The sequence below is a fragment of the Lactococcus petauri genome (assembly GCF_023499275.1).
In the GTDB taxonomy this organism is placed as follows: Bacteria; Bacillota; Bacilli; order Lactobacillales; family Streptococcaceae; genus Lactococcus; species Lactococcus petauri.
Genome location: NZ_CP094882.1, coordinates 910982 through 934858 on the forward strand (window position 1 = coordinate 910982; position 23877 = coordinate 934858).

Here is a 23877-nt window from a genome sequence, read left to right on the forward strand (position 1 = left end):
ATTATGAAAATTTTGTTAACAGGTTTTGATCCATTTGGTGGTGAAGCACTCAATCCAGCTGAAGAAGCTGTGAAACGTGTTGCATCAGAAATCAACGGTGCTGAGATTATTAAGTTGATTATTCCGACTGTACGTTATAAATCACTCGAAAAAATTGAAGAAGCTATTGAAAAACATCATCCAGATGTGGTTGTAAATATTGGCCAAGCCGGTGGACGCTTTGCGATTACGCCAGAACGTGTCGCCATTAATGTGGATGATTTCAGAATTCCAGATAATGAAGGCAATCAGCCTGTCGATGAGCCCGTAAAAGAAGATGGTGCTCCAGCATATTTCTCTACATTGCCAGTTAAAGCAATGGTTAGCGAATTAAATAAAGCTGGCATTCCTGGAACCTTGTCTAACACAGCCGGTACCTTTGTATGCAACCATGTTTTCTATGGTGTGCGTTACCTCTTAGAGAAAAAATATCCCGAAGTTAAAGCTGGTTTCATTCATATTCCTTATGCTACATCACAAGTCATTGATAAAAAAGATACACCTTATATGTCATTGGACGAGATTGTTAAAGGGATTGAAGTTGCCTTAGAAGCATGCACGCGCTATTCTGAAGATTTACGTGTTATTGGTGGGGAAATATGTTAAGGAAAGTTTTTGTATACGGTAGCTTACGTACAGACATGTTTAACTATGAAAAATATTTAAAAGGTGAGGTTCTGGAAAGTACACCAGCAAAAATTAAGGGCAATCTCTTTCATATTGAAAATAAGGGTTATCCCGCAATCTTTGACGGTGATTCAGAAATAATAGGAGAAGTTTTTACCTTTTATGACTTCTCAAAAAGTGTTCGAACACTCGATGGTATGGAAAATTTTAACCCAGAAAGTCCAGAAAGCAGCGAATACATTCGTCGAAGTACCACAGCCTCTCTCAGTAACGGCCAAACAGAAGAAGTTTACTATTATCACTATAATCCAAATGCAAGTCTTAATACCAATGATCAGTTAGTACCTGTTATTTCAGGAGACTGGTTGGAATATATGTTGCAGACGGTTGAATAAAAACAAGAAGTCGTTGGACTTCTTTTTTTTTGATAAACGAAGCGTTACTCAAAAGAGAGTGAGCGATAATTTGGAGTACAAACACTCTTATTAATAAAAGTGAAAGAAAATGGAAATAATCTAATACATGTGCTATACTTGCTTTGGAAGCGCCTACTTTTGATTTACTACAAAATGAAATTCAGAAATAACTCTTGGAGAAGATATTCTCTCACTTTACTAAAAGAAATAGACAGAGAAGTTTGCTTTATCTTTATCCTCAAAAAATAAAACACACAATAAAACCCTGACACAATAAAAAGTGCCAAGGTTTTTTTATGAAACATAATCGAAAGCGTTTACAATCTAAATATACAATATTAATTATCTTATAAGGAGTTGTAATGAAAGAAAAAACTAGTCTTAAAGTGCGTGTTCAGAAACTTGGAACAGCACTCTCAAATATGGTTATGCCTAACATTCCAATCTTAATTGCTTGGGGTGTTCTCACGATGTTCTTTATCCCAGACGGTTTCACACCAAACAGTACTTTTGCTGCTATGGTTGGCCCAATGCTGGTCTTTCTTATTCCAGTCATGATTGGTTATACAGGCGGTAAAAATATCTATGATCACCGCGGAGGTGTTGTTGGTGCAATTGCCACATTTGGTTCGATTGTTGCCACAGCAACAACTACGATGGGCGGACTTAATGAAAACGGTAATGTTCCGATGATTTTAGGTGCTATGATTTTAGGGCCACTCGGAGCTTGGCTGATTAAAAAATTCGACCAGGTCGTGCAACCTCATATCAAAGCAGGGCTTGAGATGTTGATTAACAACTTTTCTGCCGGTCTTGTTGGTTTCGGAATTTCATTATTTGCCGTAAAAATAGTTGGTCCATTAGTTGCAGCTTTAACAGATATTATGGGGCAAGGAGTTGATTTCCTTGTTTCCAACCATCTCATTCCTTTAGCAAATGTCTTTATTGAACCTGCTAAAATTCTATTTTTAAATAATGCCATTAACCAAGGAATTTTAACGCCTTTGGGTATCCAACAAGCCAGTGAACAAGGAAAGTCACTGTTGTTTTTACTCGAAGCAAACCCTGGACCAGGTCTTGGTATTTTGATTGCCTTTTGGCTCTTTGGTAAAGGTTCAGCAAAAGCTACAGCACCAGGTGCGATAATTATTCAATTTATTGGTGGTATTCACGAAATTTATTTCCCATACGTGATGATGAAACCAGCTCTGTTTTTCGCAGTAATTGCTGGTGGTGTATCAGGTACTTTGACAAACAATTTCTTGGGGGCAGGCCTTCAAGCACCAGCATCTCCAGGTTCAATTATTGCCATCACAGGAATGGCTTCTGGTAAGGCTGCAGGAGGCTTGGGAAATATTCTTAGTGTTTGGGCCGGTATTCTTGTAGCGGCAGGTGTTTCCTTCCTTGTTGCGTCCTTCATTTTGAAACGTGACAAGTCAATGGTTGATGACTCAGCACTTGAAGAAGCACAAGCCAATGTTTCGGAAGCAAAGGCTGTTGCCAAAGGGCAAGTTGCTCCATCTCACGAAGCAGTTGATTTTTCAGCGGTTAAACATGTCATTTTTGCTTGTGATGCGGGTATGGGTTCATCTGCGATGGGCGCATCAATTCTTAGAAATAAAGTTAATAAAGCTGGTCTGCCACAAGACGTTACAAATATTGCTATTGCTAATCTTAAAGCAGGGCCAGATACTATCGTTGTCACACAAGAAGAATTAGCTGCTCGTGCGGCGATAATGTCACCAGATGCAATTCGATATTCTGTTTCCAACTTTTTAAATTCACCAAAATACGATGAGATTATTTCCCAATTATCTCAAACACAGGCTTCAGAGCCATCTAAAAATGAACCGGTAACCTTAACGAACAGTCCAACAGTAGAAGAAGAAATAGATTTGAATCAAATCGATGAGGTTGTCTTTGCTCATGATGGTGAGCATATCGGTTCCGCAACGATGGGTAAAGAAACATTAGGTGCCATCTTTAAGATGAATGGCATTCAGCTTCCGATTTCAGATGTAGAGTTTTTAGGTTTAGCAGCTTTCAATGCAGCAAACATCATGATTGTAACTACAGAAGAGTTTACACATCGTGCTAAAAGAGTTGCGCCTAATGCTCAATATCTCGAGGTTGAAAGTCTGATTACAACACCAAGATATGATCAACTTGTCGCACGTTTGAACAAGTTATAAACCAAAAGTAAAGGGGGAAACCTCGTGTTAGTAACACAACGTGAACAACAAATCATCCAAGAATTTTTAGTGAAGAAAACCTTGACCGTTGCAGATATGATGGAAGCGACTGGAGCCAGCAGAAGAACAATTTATCGGGATTTAGATAAATTTCAACTGACTTTGCCTAATATGGGTATTTATTTACGTACTTCAACAGAAGGCTATTATTTAGAAGGAGATCTTGCCCGGTTAGAGCAACTTCAGGAGCTCAAGGAGTTTTCGCCTCAAGAAAGACAAAAAGCTGAGATTGTTCTTTTAGTCACGAAGCATCATTCTCTTGAAGAATTAGCAGAACGTTTTGCAGTAAGTTTGCCCACTGTTATTTCGGATTTGAAACATTTAGATAAAATTTGTGAAGAAAATGAACTCTTTTTACATCAAGATGACGAAATTTGGATTACTGGAAAAGAAGAAAAAATTCGTTCAGTCTTGGTTTCGATATTAAATGACTCGATGAGTATCAGTGAAGCATTGAATGGCGATTTTGCGGAAGGCAAAATTTCTTCATTTTTGGAAACACAGTTTTTAGAGACAGCAAAAGCAATCTTTGAAAAAAATGTCGAGATAAAAGCGGTCGATAAAAGTAAGGTTTTGATGCAATTTTTCCTTGGCATAACACTGCTAAGGATTAACCAAGGAAAGACAATTTCATCTGGACTTTGGCGTAAACCAAGTAAAGAAGCAATTGCCTTTGTAAGGGAAATTATCCAAGAGCTAGGGGGAACATCTTTTAGTCTCGCAGAGATTGTTTATCTAGCCAGTATTTATGATGTACTTTACTTTGGTTTTGGACGTGAAGTTCTTTTTATGGAAAAATTTGACAGTCAGTTTTCGTATAAAGTACGCCAACTGATCAGTGAGGTTTCACAAAAAATGGATATTGCTTTTATCAAAGACGATAAACTCTATGGCCTTCTTTATGCTCATCTAAAAGAAACAGAAATTTTACCGGATCTTTCCTCCGAAAAAGAAAATAAGTTTATCAAAAAGATTGAAGCGGACAACAAAAAAGTTTTTAAGGTTGTGCAGGATGTTCTGCCGAAAGTATTTTCACGGAAATTCTCCAGCACAGATACAGCTTTTGTAACTTTGCATTTCGTAGCGACTCTTGAACGAAGTGATTTGGTTCTTCCCTTAACAGCGGCTATTGTTACAAGTCGGGGGCGAATCTCTTGTGAATTTTTGATTAGTCACTTAAAGAAAAATTTCCCCTTTTTGAAGCGTATTGATATTATCCAATTGTCTGAAATTCCGGATCTGGAGCACTATGATGTAGTATTTACAACAGAAAAAGAGTTGAATTATATTTATGTGAGTCGTATATTGGATCAGAAAAATACGGATGATATTCGTCACCAATTGCGTGTAATTCAACAAGAGGCAAGGAAAGAAAATAGGGAAGATGAGCCTCGACATACAGTAGATCTAAGCAGGTTATTCAGTATAAGTAATACTTTATTAGAACAATTTTCTCTGGAAACTTTAGAAAATCCACCCCATTTGCAAGCTGTTATTGAACTTATTGTACAGCGCTTGGGTTTTTCAGAAAAAGAAGGATTGGCTCGGCTCTTGTTAGAACGTTTCGAGGCGACACATTTGGCCATTCCGGATACAAATATTGCACTGCTTCATGGTCTCCATGGAACAGTGCCGTATCCGCTTTTCAAAATATATGATTTAGAGGAGCACATAGAAGTAATTGCTATGAACCAAGAGAAAATAAGCGTTAATCGTGTTCTCTTGTTATTAGCACCTCCAGAAGTTGACCATTATGCGACATATCTCTTGGGAAGAATATCGAGCTCAATCATCGAAAATAAACTGTATACGAAAATTTATGATTCCGGTAATCAAGAAGTTGTCGAAGAGCTCTTAAAAATGATTATGACTGAATCAATCCAAAAATATGGAGAATAAAATGAGAATTCAAAGAAATCTGATAAAACTAAATAAACATTTTGAAACAAAAGAAGAAGCGATTGAATATTGTGGTTCCTTACTTCATGATGCAGGCTGTGTGACCGCAGCCTATATTCCAGCTATGGTTCAACGCAACGAGGAACTTTCTGTATATATGGGGAATTTTATCGCCATCCCTCACGGCACAGATGAAGCAAAAAAAGAAGTTAAAAAAACCGGCATATGTATTGTGCAAGTTCCTCGGGGCATAAACTTTGGTGATGCTGAAGAACGCAAAGTGGCGACTGTTTTATTTGGAATAGCAGGTGTGGGAGACGAGCATTTGGAGCTTATCCAAAAAATCTCGCTTTTCTGCGCTGATGTCGATAATGTCGTTAAAATCGCAGATGCACAAACTGTTGATGAAATCGCAGCATACTTTGAAAACTAGATAATCTCAAAAATCTTGGCACAGTAAAAAGTGCCAAGATTTTTATTTAGTAGCGGAAAGAAAACGATTACAATGAAGGGGTAAAAAGAAGAAATGAAGGTAAATACAAATGAAAAAAGCAGTACATTTTGGCGCAGGGAATATCGGACGTGGTTTTATCGGAGAAATCTTATATAAGAACGGTTTTGAAATTGCCTTTGTCGATGTTAATGAAAAAATCATCAACGCTTTAAATGAGGAAGGAAAATATACGATTGAGCTGGCAGAGCAATCGCATGAAAAAATTCAAGTCCATAGCGTTTCGGGCATTAACAATGCGCAGAACCCTGAAGCAGTTGTTGAGGCTATCGCAGAGGCTGATATCGTTACTACAGCGATTGGCCCCAACATCCTTCCTTTTATTGCGGAACTGATTGCCAAAGGCATTCAAAAGCGTAAAGCCCAAGGAAATCAAAAATCATTATACATCCTTGCTTGTGAGAACATGATTGGGGGTTCTGAATTTCTTTTTGATAAGGTCAAAGAATTCTTAACTCCAGCTGATTTAGAATTTGTAGATTCGAAGATTGGCTTTCCCAATGCGGCAGTCGACCGTATCGTCCCCAATCAATCGCATGAAGATCCGCTCTATGTTGTCGTTGAACCCTTCCGTGAGTGGGTTGTGGATGAAAGTCAACTGAAGAACAGTGAAGTAAAACTTGAAGGTGTTCATTATGCCAGAGATTTGGAACCTTATATTGAACGTAAACTCTTCTCTGTTAACAGTGGTCATGCGACAGTGGCTTATACAGGCGCATATTATGGTTACCAAACTATTTTAGAAGCCTTGCAAAATAATGAAGTATTGGCCTCACTTAAAGACGTCCAAGCTGAAACACGCCAGTTGCTCTTAGCCAAATGGGACTTTACTGAGGAAGAGTTGAAAGCTTATCATGAAACGATTATTGAGCGCTTCTCAAACACAGAGATAGTGGATGAGATAAGTCGTGTAGCACGTACTCCGATGCGTAAGCTAGGCTACGATGAACGCTTTATCCGCCCAATCCGTGAACTTTCTGACCGCGGTTTATCTTATCAAAGCCATTTGGCAGTTGTGGGGAAAATATTTGCCTACAAAGACGAAAACGATAAAGAAGCTGTGGCTTTGCAAGAAGCATTAAAAGAAAAAGGGCTTAACGCAGTCATCCGTGAAGTCACTAGTCTTACAGATGAGAGCTTGATTACGGAGATTGAGGCGAGTGCGAAAAAATATATGAAGTGAATTTCTATTGAAAAAAGTTACGTTTTGATGAGGCTTTTAACTTACTTAGAAGACTAAAATGGTGAAAGAAAGGACTTTTCTGATATAATAAAACTATGAAGAAAAAAGTAATCGCTATCATCATCGCCCTTTTAGTTGGTGCAGTTGGGCTCTTCCTTTGGCAGACGAAGGTCTTTGCTCCAAAAACAGCAAAAGAAGAAGTAAAACAAGAGGAAAAATCAGGTCCTGTACGATCAGAACTTACAGGCCTTGAAACGACAGCTGATAAGGCAAAACGCCCGATAACTGCTGTGATGGTGGAAAATTCACCAGAAGCGCGTCCACAGTCTGGTCTTAAAGATGCGGGAGTAGTTTTTGAAGCTGTCGCTGAAGGAGGCATTACACGCTTTGTCGCCCTTTATCAGGAAGCACAGCCTGATTTGATCGGTCCTGTGCGTTCTATTCGTCCTTACTTTGTGGAGTGGGCAGCTGGTTTTGATGCTGGCTTAGCTCACGTGGGAGGCTCAGAGTTAGCTTTGAACATGGTTAAGTCGGGTGATTATGTCGCAGACTTAGATCAATTTAAAGCACCTGAGGGTATCTTCTGGCGTTCTGAGGACCGCGTGGCACCACATAATATGTATACGAAAATGAGTGGTTTGGACAAGTACATGACCAAGCTAGATAAGAAGAAATCTGATTTCCAAAGCTGGGACAGACAAGCACTCAAGTCAGATAAAACAGAAAGTGACCTGCCAGCTGCTCAAGCTATCAGACTTCCAGTCTCTACCGGTATTTTTGAAGTCAGCTATCATTACGATACAGCCAGCAAGACCTATCAACGTTTCCAAGGTGGTGAAGCACATCAAGACCGAGAAAAGGGTCAAATTTCACCAGATGTAGTCATTGCAATCATGGTCAATCAAAAACTATCCGCAGATGGTAACCACATGGATATCGAAACGACTGGCACAGGCAAGGCCTATATTTTCCAAAACGGCAAAGTCCAAGAAGGAAATTGGGCCAAACCAAATGCACAAACAAATATCAGCTTCACCGACGGTCAAGGAAACAAAATCCCGCTCAAGGCAGGTCAAACTTGGATAACGGCAGTTGATAATAGTCGGGAAGTTGTTTGGGAGTAGTATAAGATTAGATAATAAAAAGAACAGATTAAACTCTGTTTTTTTTATTATTGTGTTAATTAGTAAAATGCTAGGTATGTTATAATATAAATGATTTATAGGTAGTAGAGAATAGATAGGACTTATTATGGAAATAGAAGAGCCAATAATTTATGAAGTAACTTACAATGAAAACTTTTATAAAAACTTTCAAGATAATCTTTATAGTCTTTCTGAAAAGGATAGAAAATACATAGAAAACTATCCTACTGTATATGTTATATATAATAAGGTGGGAAAAATTTTTACCATTTATATTGGTGAGACAATAAAAATAAAAAACAGAACTTATCAACATTTGAAACAAGATGTAAAATTTAGAGAAGATTTTAAAAGTCTTGCCGATGCTAAGAATTCTATGATGATTATTATTGCACATCATCATTTTAATAAGTCACTCACATTAGATATTGAAAATAGACTCATGCATTATTTATCATCTAAAGATAACACGCGTTTATACAATCGTTCTACCAATCCACAGGATTCATATTATTTAGATTGGGAATTGGAAGAAATATTTTCTAAAATATGGGAAAAATTAAGACTAAAGAATAGTGAGTTGTTTCCCAATAAAAATCAAATAAAAGAAAGTGCATTATTTAAAAATTCCCCATTTCATAAACTAACTTCCGAACAACTGGATATTCGACAAGAAATTATCATCAGAATTACTTCTTTATTAAGCCAAAATAAAACGGGACAACTGCTTTTAATAGACGGTGAAGCAGGATCAGGGAAAACAGTACTTATGAGTTCTTTATTTTATGAACTTTCTAAGCTATCACAGAAAAATTCAGAAAATCCAGTAATTGAAAAATTAGGAAAAAAACAATATTTATTGGTTAATCATGATGAACAATTAAAAGTTTATAGACAATTAGTTCAGAAATTAAAGTTATCAAAAACATATAATGAAACTGTTGCCAAGCCTACCCATTTTATAAAAACTATATCCCCTAAGGAAAAAGTAGATATAGTTATTATTGATGAGGCTCATCTACTCTGGACACAGGGAAAACAAGCTTATCAGGGTAAAAATCATTTAAAAGATATACTAGAGAGGGCAAAGGTGGTCGTAGCAGTTTTTGATAAGAAACAAGTACTTTCAAGAGAACAGTATATTAGCAATGAAGAATATCTAAATTTAGTACATACGACTAACCTTGAAAATAATTATTTTCATTTGGAAAATCAACTTAGAATAAATGCCAGTCATCAAACTATAAATTGGATAAGAACATTGATTGATAAACAGGAAATTTTACCGATTCCTTATGATGAGCAATATGATTTAAAAGTATTTGATAATTCTCTAATTATGTATGAAGCACTAAGAAAGAAATCACTGGATGAAGAAAAAGGACTCTCACGATTAATTGCAACTTTCGATTGGCCTTATACCAAAGGTAAAAAAAATACAGAAGGTGATTATTGGATGGTTACAACCAAAGAACTAGTCCTCCCTTGGAATCTTCAACTTCCTGTAGAGAGAACAGAAAAAAACAAAGCGTGGGCGGAGCAAAAACAAACAATCAATGAGGTAGGATCTACCTTTACTATACAAGGTTTTGACTTAAATATTGCGGGTGTTATTATTGGCCCGTCAGTAAAATATAGAAATGGAAAAATTGTTTTTGATTCCTCAGAAAGTAAAAATATAAAAGCTACTCAAAGGCGTAAAATTGAGAATGGTGAAATGTTAGATGTTTCAGATTATTTGCTGAAAAATGAGCTAAATGTTTTGTTAACTAGAGGGGTTAATGGACTTTATATTTATGCAGTAGATAAGGAATTAAGAATGGCATTATCTAAAGCACAAAGGGGGGAAATATGATTCCTGAGGAAATACAAAAGAAGATTAATAAATTTAGGGATGAAAGAGATTGGAGACAATTTCATAACGAAAAAGATTTAGCGATTTCCATCTCTTTAGAAGCAGCTGAACTGTTAGAGCTATTTCAGTGGAAGACTTCTGATGAAGGAGTTAAAGATATCGAAAGGATTAGGGAAGAATTAGCCGATGTTTTGATTTATTGCTATATGTTGGCTGATAACCTAGATTTAAATATTTCTGATATCATAGAAGAAAAATTAAAAAAGAATTCAGCTAAGTATCCTATAAATAAAAGTAAAGGAAGTAGAAAAAAATATACTGACCTTTTAAATATTTAGCATGATAATAAAATATAACCTTACAATTAAAAATATTGGTTAATCTTTATGCTATAATAAAACACTATGCAAAACCCAAAAACAAAAACACCTCCAAGAACAAGTAAAAAAACTAAAAAGAAAACGAAACGTATCCTCTTATCTATCATAAGCGTATTTATATTGCTCATCGTTGCTCTGCCTTTCTATGCCTGGAAAGTTGAGCCCTTCCTTGTGCATGTCAATCATGTTGAGCTAGGAAAGAAAAATGAGCGGACACCAATAAACGTTGTACAAATCTCTGATTTGCAGGTTTCTGAATACTATGAAACCAATCGTTTAGATAAGGTGATTGAGAAGGTTAATGCCCAAAACCCAGATATTCTCTTGTTTACAGGAGATTTGTTTGATAATTACTCCAAGTATCCAGAACAGATGGCACCAATGATTGAAAAATTAAAAGCTTTTAAGGCAAATATTGGGAAGTATGCCGTTTGGGGCAATCATGATTATGGTGGCGGTGCTGTCCGCGTTTATGAAGATGTTATGTCGGCGGGTGGATTTACCGTGCTAAGAAACCAAGGAGAAACTCTAACATTGAGCGATGGTCGCCAAGTTTTCTTAGGTGGACTTGACGATTCTCTTTTAGGAAATCCTTCGGTATCCGATACGCTTGCTTACCGTCAAAACTATGACTATGCCATCACGATGACACATGAACCAGATGTGGCGGATGCTTTTATCGGTACAGATACACAGCTGGTTTTAGCGGGTCACAGTCACGGTGGTCAGGTCTGGATTCCCTTCTATCCGATAAAAAATGTTCTGGCTGAGAAGTATACACGGGGCTTATACCAGCTTGATGCCATTACACAATTATATGTCAATACAGGGATAGGAACCACATCGATTCACGCGCGTTTTGGAGTTATACCTGAGGTAACTCAGTTCACCATTTATATTTAAAAGAAAAGAGGGGCTACTCTCTTTTTTTTGTTACAAAAAGAGCTTTGCCATCTCCTGTAAAGTGACTATTTTGCAGCTTTAAATATTATAAAATAGAAGAGTTGTCTATACATGAAACGGAAAGAATTGTAGGTGAAGCCTTGATTAGAGTATACTACCGCAAACCTTGTACCGCCAGTCAAAAAGCAAATTCGTGGTTTCAGAACTATGGGATAGAAGCGAAATATGTCCGAATTGAAAAAATATCAGAAACGGATTTACTGGAAATTTTATCTCTATCTGAAGGTGGTTTTGCAGAAATTACTAAAAAATCACGAACATCTTCAAAGAAGACCTTGAAAGCCCTAATGGGACTCAATAAATTAACTTTTAAAGAAGCTCTTGCTTTCGTCACTGAGTATCCAGAATGTTTGATTACACCCATTATTATTGGTAAAAATAAGATGTTGGTAGGATATAATGAAGTCGAAATGAGGAAGTTCATTCCACGTTATCTGCGCGATTAAAAACTGTAATGTTTACAAATTTAGAGTTATAATAAGGAGATAGGGCATTCAAAAAGTAAGGGATATTTATAATGAAAATAACAGCGATAGAAGATAGTGTGAGTTTGGAGCTCAAACTTTTGGAACTTATGAAAGAGAAGGGCGACTGGATTGATGCCGAAGAAATGGCAAAAACTTTGGGGATCAGTACAAAACGTACGACCAGTTTGATTAATAGTTTACTTCATGAGATAAGATCTTTTGACTCTGACAATCTCAATCTCAAAATATTAAAAGGGCGCGGAAACCTTTTAGAAATTAAGGATGCGCGTGATTATCGAAAATTTCGCCAGAAACTCATCGAAAATATCATTATTTATAAGATTCTCTTTTCGATTGCTTTAAATAAAGATGCAAATCTGGAACGTTTGGCTATGGAGAACTTTGTCAGCGAATCTTTGATTAAAAAGCGCATCGCAAGTGCCAATCAAATGATGGCCAATCTAGGTGTGAAGGTTGTAACCAGAAAAAAACAGTATCTTTTTCAAGGGGATGAACAACAAGTCAGAGGAATGTTAAATATTCTCTTTTGGCGCCTTTACCGAGGCGATGAGTGGCCTTTTTCAGGAGTTAATAAAGAAAAAATCATTAACTTGATTTCGCAAATAAGCCTTGAGATAGACTTACAGATGAATCAGTTTACAGCTTATCAAATTGCCTATATGTTTGCCATAAATTTCAGCAGATATCAACGCGGCTTTTCAGTAAACTTGGAAGAAGGCTGGGAGAAATATCGTTCGATTTGTGAATGGATTGATGATAAGACGGATATTTACGCTTTATTTTATAAAAATTATGGTTTTCCTAAACATGAAGTGGACTTTTTACTGATTGAAGCCATGACTAAGAGCAAAATTTATAATAGTCTTGAGCATAAAGCACCCGATTTTTGGAGTGTTCTTGAAGGGACACCCGCCTTTGAAGCTACAGAACGTTTGGTGCAAAAAATGGAAACACACACAGGGAAACTCTCTGGAGAGAAAAGAAGATTGTTCTTGCGGTATATTTATCCCTGTCATTTGCATGCGGACCTATTCTCAAACATCATTTTCTCAGAGTCTGGGCACCATGCAATTAACGTTTCGTCTTACTTTTTCCCAGTCATGCGCCAGTCTTTGAAAAAACTCCTTGCTGAGCTATATCAAGAAAGTGGACTCACACTCTTTTTAAATGAAGAATACTTGATTGGCGAGTATATACTGGCTTTATCCTTCTTTATGCCCGTCCAGTTTCAGGAAAAAGAAATCACGCTCTTCATTGATACTGATTTGTCCGAGATGCTAGAAAAATTGTTAATCCGGCAAATTTTTAATCAATTTGGTCATCTTTATAATTTAAAAATAATCACAAGTCTATCAGAACCAGAACAAAATGTAGACATCGTTATTTCGACAAGCGCTATGGGTGAGCACAGTAATTTGAAAAAACCAGCGCAGTTATTCCTTGTTCATCCTTTCCTCACGCGAAGGGAAATCGAGGATATTGAGGACTATCTACATATTTTAATCACCAAAAATGACGAGTAATATTCGTCTTTTTTTGTTGCTTCCCATCTGCCATTTTTTACCCCAATATCTTTTCCTATAGTGATAAGCTAGAAGTATTAAAAAAGACGATAAGAGGTATTAAAATGGCTTTAGATGCTATAAAAATATTACAAGATGTGGTCCAAATCAACTCAGTCAATGGCAACGAAGAAGAAGTGGCGAACTATTTGCGTGCGTTACTTCAAGAGCATGATATTGCAGCCAAGATAATTCCTTACAGCGAAGGACGCGCCAGTCTTGTTGCCGAGATTGGAAACGGTAATGGTCCGGTAATAGGTTTTGATGGGCATGAAGATACAGTATCTTTAGGAGATGAAAGTAAGTGGACATATCCGCCTTTAAGTGCGACTGTAACCGAAGAGGGAAAAATGTACGGACGTGGCACTACAGACATGAAGTCTGGCCTTGTTGCAGCCGTTGTAGCTATGATTAATCTCAAAGAAAGTGGCGTTTCTCTGAATGGGACAGTGCGCTTACTCGCTACTGTAGGTGAAGAAAAAGGTGAACTTGGAGCAGGTCAGCTTGCAGAACTTGGTTATGCCGATGATATGGAAGCTTTAGTTGTCTGTGAGCCAACAGGTGGAGACTTCGCCACATTGCAACAAATGAAAGATACTATTCCGCTCGATATTCCGAAGTTCGACGGGGAGATGCGTCTCATCTTTATTGGCCATAAAGGTTCCGTCAACTATAAGGTACATGCCAAAGGCAAGGCTGCACATAGCTCAATGCCAGAGCTTGGTCAAAATGCCATCGAAGGTTTACTTAAGTTTTATGATAAACAAAAAGCATATTTTGATAAGCTTACAGAAGAAGATGATCTTTTAGGTTCAACTATTCCAGTCGTGACTTTGATTAATGGTGGTGAACAGATCAATACTGTTCCGGCCAACGCGAGTATGGGTGTGAAAATCCGTACCATTCCCGCATTGTCTAATGAAAAATTGATTGCGGATATTCAAGCGCTGATTGATGAATGTAATCGTGAGCAAGCAGTAGAGTTATCTTTAGAGGTCACCGAAAATGTTGCCCCTGTCAAAAGTAGCCCAGACTCAAAAATAGTAAAAGTAACTTCTGAAGTTTTGGAAGAACATCTGCAGCAGAAAGCACCACAAGTTGGTGTATCTGGTGGAACAGACGCCTCACAGTTTGTAAGAGCTAATCCTAATCTTGATATTGTGGTTTGTGGACCCGGAAATGCTACAGCGCATGCTGTTGACGAGTATGTCCTTATAGATAGCTTTTTAGACTTTATCAAAATATACGAAAATATGATTCAAAAATATTTTGCAAGTTGAAACGGATAGGAGGAGATAACACTTTTGGCCAAGTAACCTTTCTTGAGCCAAAGTGTTATTTTTTGTGACTTTTCCTCAATTTTCTTCCTATATGAACTTCTATTATCTTTTATTGGCTCTATATAGTATAATAAAGAGTATGAAAAAAATAATCTCCCTTGGCTTAATACTTCTCGGTATTCTTGCAGATCAGCTATTGAAAGCTTGGACTGTTGCTAATATTCCATTGGGAGGAGAAAAGGAATTTATTCCTGGTATCCTCAGCCTAACCTATCTTCGAAACGAAGGTGCAGCTTGGTCGATGCTCGAAGGAAAACAATGGTTTTTCCTCATCTTGACACCGATCGTGATTATAGTCGCCCTTTATTTCCTTAATAAAAAAATAAATCAAAACTGGTACTTTGCCGCACTGACTTTGATTATTTCGGGAGCGCTAGGGAACTTTATTGACCGGGTGCGACAATCTTTTGTGGTGGACATGTTCCAGACGGATTTCATCAATTTTCCAATATTTAATATCGCTGATATACTGCTTTCAATAGGTTTTGTAGTACTCTTTATCGCGATTATTTTAGACAAAGAGGTAGAATAAATGACAGTAGTAATTATTGACGAGCCAAATGCGGGGCTTCGTTTAGACAAGGCTTTAGCAAACTTGAGTGATACTTCACGTTCAGTATTGACAGAGCTGATTCGTGATGGGAAAGTCACGGTAGACGGGCAAGTAAAAAAAGCAAAATATAAAGTAAAAGCAGGGGAAACTATCGCCTACGAATTACCAGAAGTTGAAGTGCTTGATATCCAAGCTGAAGATATTCCTTTAGATATTGTTTATGAAGATTCTGATGTGGCAGTAATTAACAAGCCCCAAGGAATGGTTGTTCACCCAAGTGCGGGACATGCTTCAGGTACATTGGTCAACGCCATTATGTACCACATCAAAGATCTTTCTTCTATTAATGGTGTGATTCGCCCCGGAATTGTCCACCGTATTGATAAGGATACTTCTGGTTTGCTGATGATTGCCAAAAATGATGCCGCACATGAGTCTTTAGCGGCACAGCTCAAAGCAAAAACAAATAAACGCCGTTATATTGCACTTGTGCATGGCGAGTTACCAAATGAAAAAGGTACGATTGAAGCCCCGATTGGTCGCAATCCTAAAGAGCGTAAGAAGCAAGCTGTGATTTCAGGTGGAAAACCAGCAAAAACGCATTTTACCGTTTTGGAACGTTTCCCTGGATATACTCTTGTTGCCCTTGAGCTTGAAACAGGGCGTACACATCAGATACGTGTACACATGGCTTATATTGGCTTCCCAATCGCTGGAGATCCTCTCTATGGCCCAAGTAAAACTTTAACGCCAAACAAGGGACAATTTCTCCATGCCGAAACCCTAGGTTTTGAGCATCCTGCAACGGGCGAACTGCTTGAGTTCCAGGTCGACATTCCTGAAATATTTGCTCAACAACTTGATAATTTAAGAGGCTTGTCGTAAGACAGGTTTTTTATGTCCAATACGCCTTAGGTTATTGTATAATTTCAGAGTGCCTAAGTCCGTTGTGAATTCTGAGTTATTGTTAAATAAAAACCATCAAGCTGTTTTATAAATTTTTACCGTCCTAGAATGAATTTGTGGTAAAATAGTTCTATGCTAAAAAAATCTGATTTCGAAAAATTTCCTGATTTGCTTGTCAAATATGACGAGCCATTGTCAAATTACACCTACACCAAAGTTGGCGGACCAGCAGATTTTCTTGCTTTTCCCGCTTCAAGTGAAGAGTTAAGCGAGCTTCTCGACTTAGCACGAGCAGCAGAAACACCAATTACAGTATTGGGTAATGCATCCAACTTAATCGTTCGTGATGGTGGCATTCGTGGCTTAGTGATTTTACTTGAAAAAATGAATCACGTAAAAGTAGATAAAAATGTAATCACAGCTGAAGCAGGCGCAAAATTGATTGACACCACACATGTTGCGCTTGATCATGCCTTGACGGGCTTCGAGTTTGCATGTGGAATACCGGGTTCTGTTGGTGGGGCAGTCTTTATGAATGCTGGCGCCTATAGCGGTGAAATTGCCCATGTTTTGCTCAATTGTACTGTTATTGACCAGGAAGGTCATCTCCGTGTATTAGAGGCAGATGAAATGAAATTCGGCTATCGTCATTCTGTTATTCGTGATGAGGACTTGATTGTTGTATCAGCTCAGTTTAAACTTGAAGCTGGTGATGCTTCTGTTATCAAAGCGGAAATGGATCGCTTAACAGGACTACGTGAAAGTAAGCAACCGCTCGAATATCCGAGCTGTGGCTCAGTATTCAAACGCCCTGCCGGACATTTCGCTGGACAGCTTATCCAAGAGGCAGGTATGCAAGGGCACCGTATCGGTGGTGTGGAAGTATCTAAAAAGCATGCTGGCTTTATGGTTAATGTCGATCAGGGTACAGCTACAGATTACGAAAATTTGATTGCTTATGTCATTGAGCATGTGAAGGAAAATTCTGGATTAACACTAGAAGCAGAAGTCCGTATTATCGGTGAGAAATTAGAAAGATAAAAACAAAGAAAAATGATTAATGCAATAGTTTTTGACGTTGACGATACAATTTATGACCAGCAAGCACCATTCAGACGTGCCATTTCGAAAGTCTTCCCAGACTTTGACATGACCGACATGAACAAAGCTTACATTCGCTACCGTCACTATTCAGACCTTGGTTTCCCAAAAGTAATTGCGGGCGAGTGGGATATTGAGTATTTCCGTTTTTATCGTACAAATGAAACACTTAAAGATTTAGGCTATCCTGAAATTTCACGTGCTACCGGAGATTATTTCCAAGAAATTTATGAATACGAATTGGAAAATATCACGATGCTTGATGAAATGCGTTTGACACTTGATTTTCTGAAAAAACGTAATATTCCAGTAGGTGTGATTACTAATGGTCCAACAGAACATCAGCTGAAAAAAGTACGTAAACTTGGTTTGTATGATTATGTTGAACCAAGTCATGTGATTGTTTCGCAAGCAACTGGTTTCCAAAAACCAGAAAAAGAAATCTTTAACTTGGCTGCGCAACAATTTGGCATGAATCCTGAGACAACTTTGTATGTAGGGGACTCTTACGACAATGATGTTATGGGCGGTCACAACGGTGGTTGGAAAACAATGTGGTTTAATCACCGCGGACGCAGTATTTCACAAGGAAAAAAAGTACACGACGTCGAAATTGATTCTTTTGAGCAACTCTTTGGCGCCGTAAAAGTTCTTTTTGATCTTCCAGATAACAAGTACATCATGGATTCTAATGACAAGACAAATCCTGTCCTTGAGTTGGGCATTAAGTCTGGTGTAAACCTCGCAGCAGAGCGCCTTTTGTCTACAGGGAAATTTGACTTAGAAACGGTAGCTGATATGCTAGAATTAAGTAAAAAACAGGTCGAATTCCTGACTTTAAAAGGATACAAATAAAAAATGAAATCAGAGAAGTCTCTGATTTTTTAATTCGCTACTAGCATTTGTAGCTAAAGCCACTAAATGCTAGACGGCAAGCTCTATGAAATCTTGCCTAATCTCCAGGAAAAGAGAAAATTCACTCTTGCATTGACATAAAATTTACGTTATAATTATAAAAGTTTCTGCTCAGCAGAAAATAGGACTCATTTTTGCTGTAAACAAGCGAAAACTAAGGCCATACGGACAGCCAGAGTCACAGCCGATTGGCAATTTTATTGCCTTATTGATTAAGCAAATTATTTTGCTTATGGAGCTTCACACTCCACCCAAGAAACACGCTTGCGCGCATCAATAAGAGTACTAAAAGTTGACTACTCGGTCTCTCCGCAGTAAGACTGCTTTTTATATGTAATCAAAGATTGAATGTGAATCCAAGTGTGTGTACACTTGGATTTTTTGATATGCTACCATCATTGCGCCTGAAGGCGCTAATGATGGACGGAAAGTCCTATAGGACCTTTCCTGAGCATCTCATTAGTCAAAAATCAAAAAAATATCGTTTTTGATTTTTTGCCGTCATAATATGCTGTTGTTCATTTAAAGGCCCTGATAGCAAACGGAAATCCCTATAAGGATTTCCTAAGCCCCTCATTAGTTGAAAAACAAAAAATATCGTTTTTGTTTTTCAACGTCAGGTGCCGTTATAATATGCTATTGATATTAACCATCAGCTAGCTCACTTTTAGCTCTCTTTGTAAATAACGAAAACTTATTTCTCTCAACCGGTTTTGAGATTCCGGTGTTGGTTGCCAACAATTAAAACTCTAAATCCAAGACGAAGGATGAAACCATGACTAAAAATATCATTGAATTTAAAAACGTAACGAAAACCTATGAAGATAGTGGTACGACAGTGCTCAAAGACATTACTTTTGAGATCGAAGAGGGGAGGTTCTATACCTTACTTGGTGCTTCTGGTTCAGGTAAATCAACGATTTTAAATATTATTGCTGGACTTCTAGATGCCACATCTGGAGATATTTTGCTAGACGGTCAGCGTATCAATGATGTCCCGACAAACAAGCGCGACGTGCATACGATTTTCCAATCTTACGCATTATTCCCGAATATGACGGTCTTTGATAATGTGGCTTTTGCTTTGAAAATCAAGGGAGTGAACAAATCAGAAATCGCACAACGTGTTTCTGAGTCGCTTAAGCTTGTGCAACTAGAAGGCTTCGAGAAACGTGCTATCAGTAAACTCTCTGGGGGGCAAAAACAACGTGTTGCTATTGCACGCGCCATTATTGACCGACCCAAAGTTCTCTTGCTGGATGAATCCCTGTCGGCTTTGGATATGAAGCTCCGTAAGGATATGCAATATGAACTGCGTGAGTTGCAACAAAGCCTGGGTATCACTTTTATTTTTGTGACTCATGATCAGGAAGAAGCTTTGGCCATGTCCGACTGGATCTTCATTATGAATGAGGGTGAAATTGTTCAGTCAGGCACACCAACCGATATATATGACGAACCGATTAACCATTTTGTAGCCGAGTTTATCGGTGAATCAAATATTATCAATGGCCGCATGATTGAGGACTATCTTGTCGAGTTCAACGGTCAACAATTTGAAGCTGTCGATGGCGGAATGCGGCCTAATGAGCCGATTGAGGTGGTCATTCGTCCTGAAGATATTGAGTTTACCCTGCCAGATGAAGGAAAATTCAATGTGAAAGTCGATACACAACTCTTCCGTGGGGTACATTATGAGATTGTGGCTTATGATGATTTTGGTAACGAATGGCTGATTCACTCCACCCACAAGGCCTTAGTTGGAGAAACGGTTGGTTTGAACTTTGAGCCTGAAGCTATACACATTATGCGTCTTGATGAGACCGAAGAAGAATTTGATGCGCGTATCGAAGAGTATGTTGAGGAAGAAGAGCAAACTATCGGTATCGCCAATGCGGTCGAAGAAGAAGCTGCAGAAGAAGAGGCAGCCATCATGGATGCTGTTCAGGAAGCCTTGGAAAACACAATGGACTTGACTGAGCTGGCGCAAGCTGTAAACGATATTTTGCATAAGCAAGAAAACGGGGAAAGTGAGGAAGAAGAATGACTAAAAGACTCTTCTCTGTCCCTTACTTTCTGTGGGTTGGACTGTTCGTAGTAGCACCTCTTATCCTCTTACTTTGGCAATCTTTCTTCAACATTCAAGGACATTTTACCTTTTCTAACTACAGCCAGTATTTTACAAGCTCAACTTATCTGATGATGACTTGGAATTCGATCCTCTATGCCCTCATCATTACAGTCGTTACACTCTTGATTAGCTTTCCTGTGTCCTATGTGTTAACGAAACTCAAGCACAAACAGCTTCTCTTGATGTTAATTATCTTGCCCACTTGGGTGAATTTACTGCTGAAAGCTTATGCTTTCATTGGTATCTTCGGAAAGTATGGCTCTGTGAATAGTTTCTTACAATTTATCGGACTTGGCCGACCACAGATATTGTTTACAGACTTTAGCTTTATCTTTGTAGCAACCTATATTTCTATTCCTTTCATGGTGTTGCCTATTTTTAATGCTCTTGAGGATTTGGATGAAAACCTCGTCTTAGCCAGTTATGATTTAGGTGCAACACGGTGGCAAACCTTTATTCATGTGGTTTGGCCTTTATCGCTCAATGGTGTACGCTCAGGTGTCCAAGCTGTTTTTATTCCGAGCTTGTCACTTTTCATGCTGACACGCTTGATTGGCGGAAATAAGGTAATAACATTAGGTACTGCAGTTGAAGAACATTTCCTCACCACCCAAAACTGGGGGATGGGTTCAACCATTGCCATCATCTTAGTTTTTGCGATGATGATTATTATGTTAGTGACAAGAGAAAGAAAGGTGGGTAGCTAATGCGTAGTAAAAACCGTGTCGGAAAAATCTATCTGGGCTTCGTGCTCTTTATCCTTTATGCCCCAATCTTTTTCTTGATTTTTTATGCCTTTAACGAAGGCGGGGATATGAATCAATTTACAGGCTTTACCTTAGATAACTTTAAAGAACTTTTTCAAGACAGCCGTTTAATTTTGATTGTCGTACAAACCTTTTTCTTGGCTTTCTTGAGTGCTTTAATTGCCACAATCATTGGAACTTTTGGTGCCATGTTTATCGAAAATCTTAAAGCCAAGGGTAAGACGACTTTCTTAGGCTTAAACAATGTCTTGATTGTATCGCCTGACGTTGTTATTGGTGCAAGTTTCTTGATTCTCTTTACCTTAGTAGGAATGAAACTTGGCTTTGCCTCAGTTTTGTTGAGCCACATCGCCTTTTCTATTCCGATTGTTGTCTTGATGGTGTTGCCACTTTACCAAGAGATGGATAAATCTTTAGTTGAGGCTGCCTATGATTTGGGGGCAACGCAGACTCAAGCATTAAGAGAAGTGATTCTGCCCTATTTGACACCTGGTGTCATCGCTGGGTTCTTTATGGCCTTCACTTATTCCTTAGATGACTTTGCCGTTACCTTCTTTGTCACAGGAAATGACTTTACGACAATGTCTGTCGAGATTTATTCACGTGCTCGTGCAGGAATCTCCCTTGAGATCAATGCACTATCCGCAATTGTATTTCTCTTCTCAATCTTACTGGTTATAGGGTATTATATAATCATGAGAGAATCAGATACTGCCGGAAAAACGCCAAATATTACTTAAGAAAGGACAGTTATCTTGAAAAAATTAATCTATTTCTTGTCAGGGATTTTAGCAATTACTGTTCTTCTTGGGGTTACAGCTTGGAGAATGTCCGCTGCGACAGGTGTTTCAACCTCTACCAATAGCTTGACGATTTTTAACTGGGGCGAATATATCGATCCGCAGCTTCTCAAAAAGTTTGAAAAAGAGTCCGGCTATAAGGTTAATTATGTGACATTTGACTCCAATGAAGCCATGTATTCTAAAGTTAAACAAGGCGGTACTGCTTATGATATTGTTGTGCCCAGCGAATACATGGTGCAAAAAATGGCCAAAGAAAATCTTTTGCTTCCTTTAGATCACACCAAGATTAAAAATCTTAATTATGATAATCCGAAGCTCTTGGATGCGGCATTTGACCCTAAAAATACTTATTCTGTGCCTTATTTTTGGGGGACTTTGGGGATTGTATATAATGATAAATACATCACTCAGCCACCCACAAAATGGGAAGACCTATGGTCTAAAGACTACAAAAATTCGATCCTCCTCACAGATAGTAGTCGAGATGTGATGGGGATGGGCTTAATCGCTACAGGAAGCTCTGTGAATACGACGAACCAGTCAGAGATTGATCGTGCTTATGACAAGCTCCTACAGCTCACACCCAATGTTAAAGCTATTCTCGGAGACGAAATCATGAGTTATATGATTAATAACGAAACACCGTTATCTGTCGTTTATAGTGGACAAGCATCCGAAATGACTTCAAGCAATGAACATTTACACTATGTGGTCCCTGTCCGAACAAACATTTGGTATGATAACTTGGCTATCCCAAAAACAAGTAAAAATACTAAAGCGGCCTATGCCTTTATCAACTTCATGCAAGAACCAGAAAATGCAGCGGCCAATGCTGAATACGTTGGCTATTCAACACCTAACGTTAAAGCAGAAGCACTCTTGCCTGCAGAAGTTCGTGAAGACAAGTCTTATTATCCTGATGAAGCTCTGATAAAAGAAGATGAAGCTTATGTTAATCTCAGTCCATATTGGACAGGTATTTATAATGATTTGTATCTTCAGTTTAAGATGAATAAATAAAAATAGCTCTAACCCTTGTGGTTGAGCTGTTTTTGTTTTCTATGCTCCAACTTAGTGTACATATTTTTTAAATTTTAGCATTCTAAACTTCCTTGATTATTATTTTTATTTTCAGGGAGACCATGCTAAAATTGATAATGTCCTAATTATATTCAAACCCTAGTATAATTTTGATTTTTCATAATAAATATCCAACCCATGGATATAACCTTGATGTCCCCCTTTCTCCATAGGGGGATTTTTGCTTTGTTCCTGCGCTTTTGACAGTTGCAACTCTCTTTGTTAACGCTTACTTTAGTGCTATAATATAGATAAGGTAAATGCTGAATCCTTTATTTCAGTAACACCTTTATTTGATCGCTCCATATCTGTGCTTTGGTTCTTTGCCCGCAGATGTGGAGTTTTTCTATATAAGCAATGATTTGTAATTATAATGTTATATAAGGTAATGAGAGGAGAACGAGATGGAATTTCTTAGTGAAAACAAGATTTAGAAAAATAAGAAGAACAAGTGCATAAAAACAAGGAAAAATATTATGAAAAAGAGAACAAATACCATTATGAGAAAAAGTCACACAATAATTTGTTCAAGATTAAAATAAATACCATTATTGGTATTTTAAGAAAATTATTCCAACATACGGTCCAGAAAAAATTATTTCTATTAACTGCCTCTCACATTAGAAAAAGAAGTTTTCGAAATAAATTCCTTAAACATCAATGATAATGAACTATAAGAGTGTTTTAAGAGTAGAAAAAAATATGGAAATAAAAGAATGAAAACAAGTGCAATTTCTCCTTAATTTTTATTAAGAAAGTGGTTTAAAATCCCCTTATCTTAACTGAAACTAAAAATATTGAAAAAATTACTTAATTTAATTAGCAAAAATTTTTAATGTATTTAAATACAAAAAAAGACATGGTTAATTTTTTTAAAATAAGAAGCGCATTAAATAGGGGTTTTTATTATACATTTTTCCATTTTGTAGAATAAATTTTCTGAATATTTTGTTTACAAATG

21 protein-coding genes are annotated in these 23877 nt (G+C 37.7%); all 21 read left to right on the forward strand.

Annotation, left to right across the window (positions count from 1 at the left end):
* The first annotated feature begins 3 nt into the window (after nucleotides 1–3).
* The 21 genes from pcp to lgb_RS04630 all read left to right on the forward strand — a co-directional run bounded on the left by pcp (nucleotide 4) and on the right by lgb_RS04630 (nucleotide 22856).
* Entirely contained in the window at nucleotides 4–645 is a 642-nt protein-coding gene (gene pcp, locus lgb_RS04530) for a pyroglutamyl-peptidase I (RefSeq protein WP_019293510.1), read from the forward strand.
* Nucleotides 639–1061: a gamma-glutamylcyclotransferase family protein gene (locus tag lgb_RS04535; protein WP_019293509.1), complete on the forward strand. Its 423-nt coding sequence runs from the start codon at nucleotides 639–641 to the stop codon at nucleotides 1059–1061. The genes pcp and lgb_RS04535 overlap by 7 nt, the downstream gene beginning before the upstream one ends.
* Before the next feature lie 383 nt (nucleotides 1062–1444).
* On the forward strand, nucleotides 1445–3274 hold the full coding sequence (locus lgb_RS04540; RefSeq protein WP_019293508.1) for a PTS mannitol transporter subunit IIBC: 1830 nt from the start codon (nucleotides 1445–1447) through the stop codon (nucleotides 3272–3274).
* A gap of 24 nt (nucleotides 3275–3298) precedes the next feature.
* Complete coding sequence (locus lgb_RS04545; RefSeq protein ID WP_019293507.1) at nucleotides 3299–5233, forward strand: BglG family transcription antiterminator; 1935 nt, start codon at nucleotides 3299–3301, stop codon at nucleotides 5231–5233.
* A gap of 1 nt (nucleotide 5234) precedes the next feature.
* Nucleotides 5235–5666 (forward strand): PTS mannitol transporter subunit IIA, encoded by a 432-nt coding sequence (locus lgb_RS04550; RefSeq protein ID WP_017370234.1) that lies wholly within the window; start codon nucleotides 5235–5237, stop codon nucleotides 5664–5666.
* A gap of 109 nt (nucleotides 5667–5775) precedes the next feature.
* Nucleotides 5776–6927: a mannitol-1-phosphate 5-dehydrogenase gene (locus lgb_RS04555; RefSeq protein WP_019293506.1), complete on the forward strand. Its 1152-nt coding sequence runs from the start codon at nucleotides 5776–5778 to the stop codon at nucleotides 6925–6927.
* Nucleotides 6928–7022: 95 nt separating this feature from the next.
* Entirely contained in the window at nucleotides 7023–8051 is a 1029-nt protein-coding gene (locus lgb_RS04560) for a DUF3048 domain-containing protein (protein WP_019293505.1), read from the forward strand.
* A gap of 127 nt (nucleotides 8052–8178) precedes the next feature.
* A complete protein-coding gene (locus tag lgb_RS04565) occupies nucleotides 8179–9927 on the forward strand; it encodes a DUF2075 domain-containing protein (protein WP_081252679.1) in 1749 nt (582 codons plus the stop codon).
* A complete protein-coding gene (locus lgb_RS04570) occupies nucleotides 9924–10265 on the forward strand; it encodes a nucleotide pyrophosphohydrolase (protein ID WP_019293504.1) in 342 nt (113 codons plus the stop codon). The genes lgb_RS04565 and lgb_RS04570 overlap by 4 nt, the downstream gene beginning before the upstream one ends.
* Nucleotides 10266–10331: 66 nt before the next feature.
* Nucleotides 10332–11210, forward strand: a complete 879-nt coding sequence (locus lgb_RS04575; protein WP_019293503.1) for a metallophosphoesterase — start codon at nucleotides 10332–10334, stop codon at nucleotides 11208–11210.
* Between the two features lie 101 nt (nucleotides 11211–11311).
* Nucleotides 11312–11716, forward strand: coding sequence for an ArsC/Spx/MgsR family protein (locus tag lgb_RS04580; protein WP_019293502.1), 405 nt, complete (start codon nucleotides 11312–11314; stop codon nucleotides 11714–11716).
* Between the two features lie 71 nt (nucleotides 11717–11787).
* Nucleotides 11788–13281 carry a helix-turn-helix domain-containing protein gene (locus tag lgb_RS04585; protein WP_019293501.1) on the forward strand — a complete coding sequence of 498 codons (1494 nt, stop codon included), beginning with the start codon at nucleotides 11788–11790 and terminating at the stop codon, nucleotides 13279–13281.
* Between the two features lie 104 nt (nucleotides 13282–13385).
* Complete coding sequence (locus lgb_RS04590; protein WP_019293500.1) at nucleotides 13386–14600, forward strand: ArgE/DapE family deacylase; 1215 nt, start codon at nucleotides 13386–13388, stop codon at nucleotides 14598–14600.
* A gap of 139 nt (nucleotides 14601–14739) precedes the next feature.
* Nucleotides 14740–15192: a signal peptidase II gene (gene lspA, locus lgb_RS04595; protein ID WP_019293499.1), complete on the forward strand. Its 453-nt coding sequence runs from the start codon at nucleotides 14740–14742 to the stop codon at nucleotides 15190–15192.
* The gene (locus lgb_RS04600; RefSeq protein ID WP_019293498.1) at nucleotides 15193–16098 is read left to right on the forward strand and encodes an RluA family pseudouridine synthase; all 906 of its coding nucleotides are present in this window, start codon (nucleotides 15193–15195) and stop codon (nucleotides 16096–16098) included.
* A 153-nt stretch (nucleotides 16099–16251) separates the two neighbouring features.
* On the forward strand, nucleotides 16252–17160 hold the full coding sequence (murB, locus tag lgb_RS04605) for a UDP-N-acetylmuramate dehydrogenase (protein WP_019293497.1): 909 nt from the start codon (nucleotides 16252–16254) through the stop codon (nucleotides 17158–17160).
* 12 nt (nucleotides 17161–17172) lie between these two features.
* Entirely contained in the window at nucleotides 17173–18075 is a 903-nt protein-coding gene (locus lgb_RS04610; protein WP_019293496.1) for an HAD family hydrolase, read from the forward strand.
* 835 nt (nucleotides 18076–18910) lie between these two features.
* Nucleotides 18911–20182: an ABC transporter ATP-binding protein gene (locus tag lgb_RS04615; RefSeq protein WP_019293495.1), complete on the forward strand. Its 1272-nt coding sequence runs from the start codon at nucleotides 18911–18913 to the stop codon at nucleotides 20180–20182.
* Complete coding sequence (locus lgb_RS04620) at nucleotides 20179–20973, forward strand: ABC transporter permease (protein WP_019293494.1); 795 nt, start codon at nucleotides 20179–20181, stop codon at nucleotides 20971–20973. Before lgb_RS04615 ends, lgb_RS04620 begins: the two co-directional genes overlap by 4 nt.
* A complete protein-coding gene (locus lgb_RS04625; protein WP_017370221.1) occupies nucleotides 20973–21773 on the forward strand; it encodes an ABC transporter permease in 801 nt (266 codons plus the stop codon). The genes lgb_RS04620 and lgb_RS04625 overlap by 1 nt, the downstream gene beginning before the upstream one ends.
* A 15-nt stretch (nucleotides 21774–21788) precedes the next feature.
* Nucleotides 21789–22856 carry an ABC transporter substrate-binding protein gene (locus tag lgb_RS04630; protein WP_019293493.1) on the forward strand — a complete coding sequence of 356 codons (1068 nt, stop codon included), beginning with the start codon at nucleotides 21789–21791 and terminating at the stop codon, nucleotides 22854–22856.
* Nucleotides 22857–23877: the final 1021 nt, after the last annotated feature.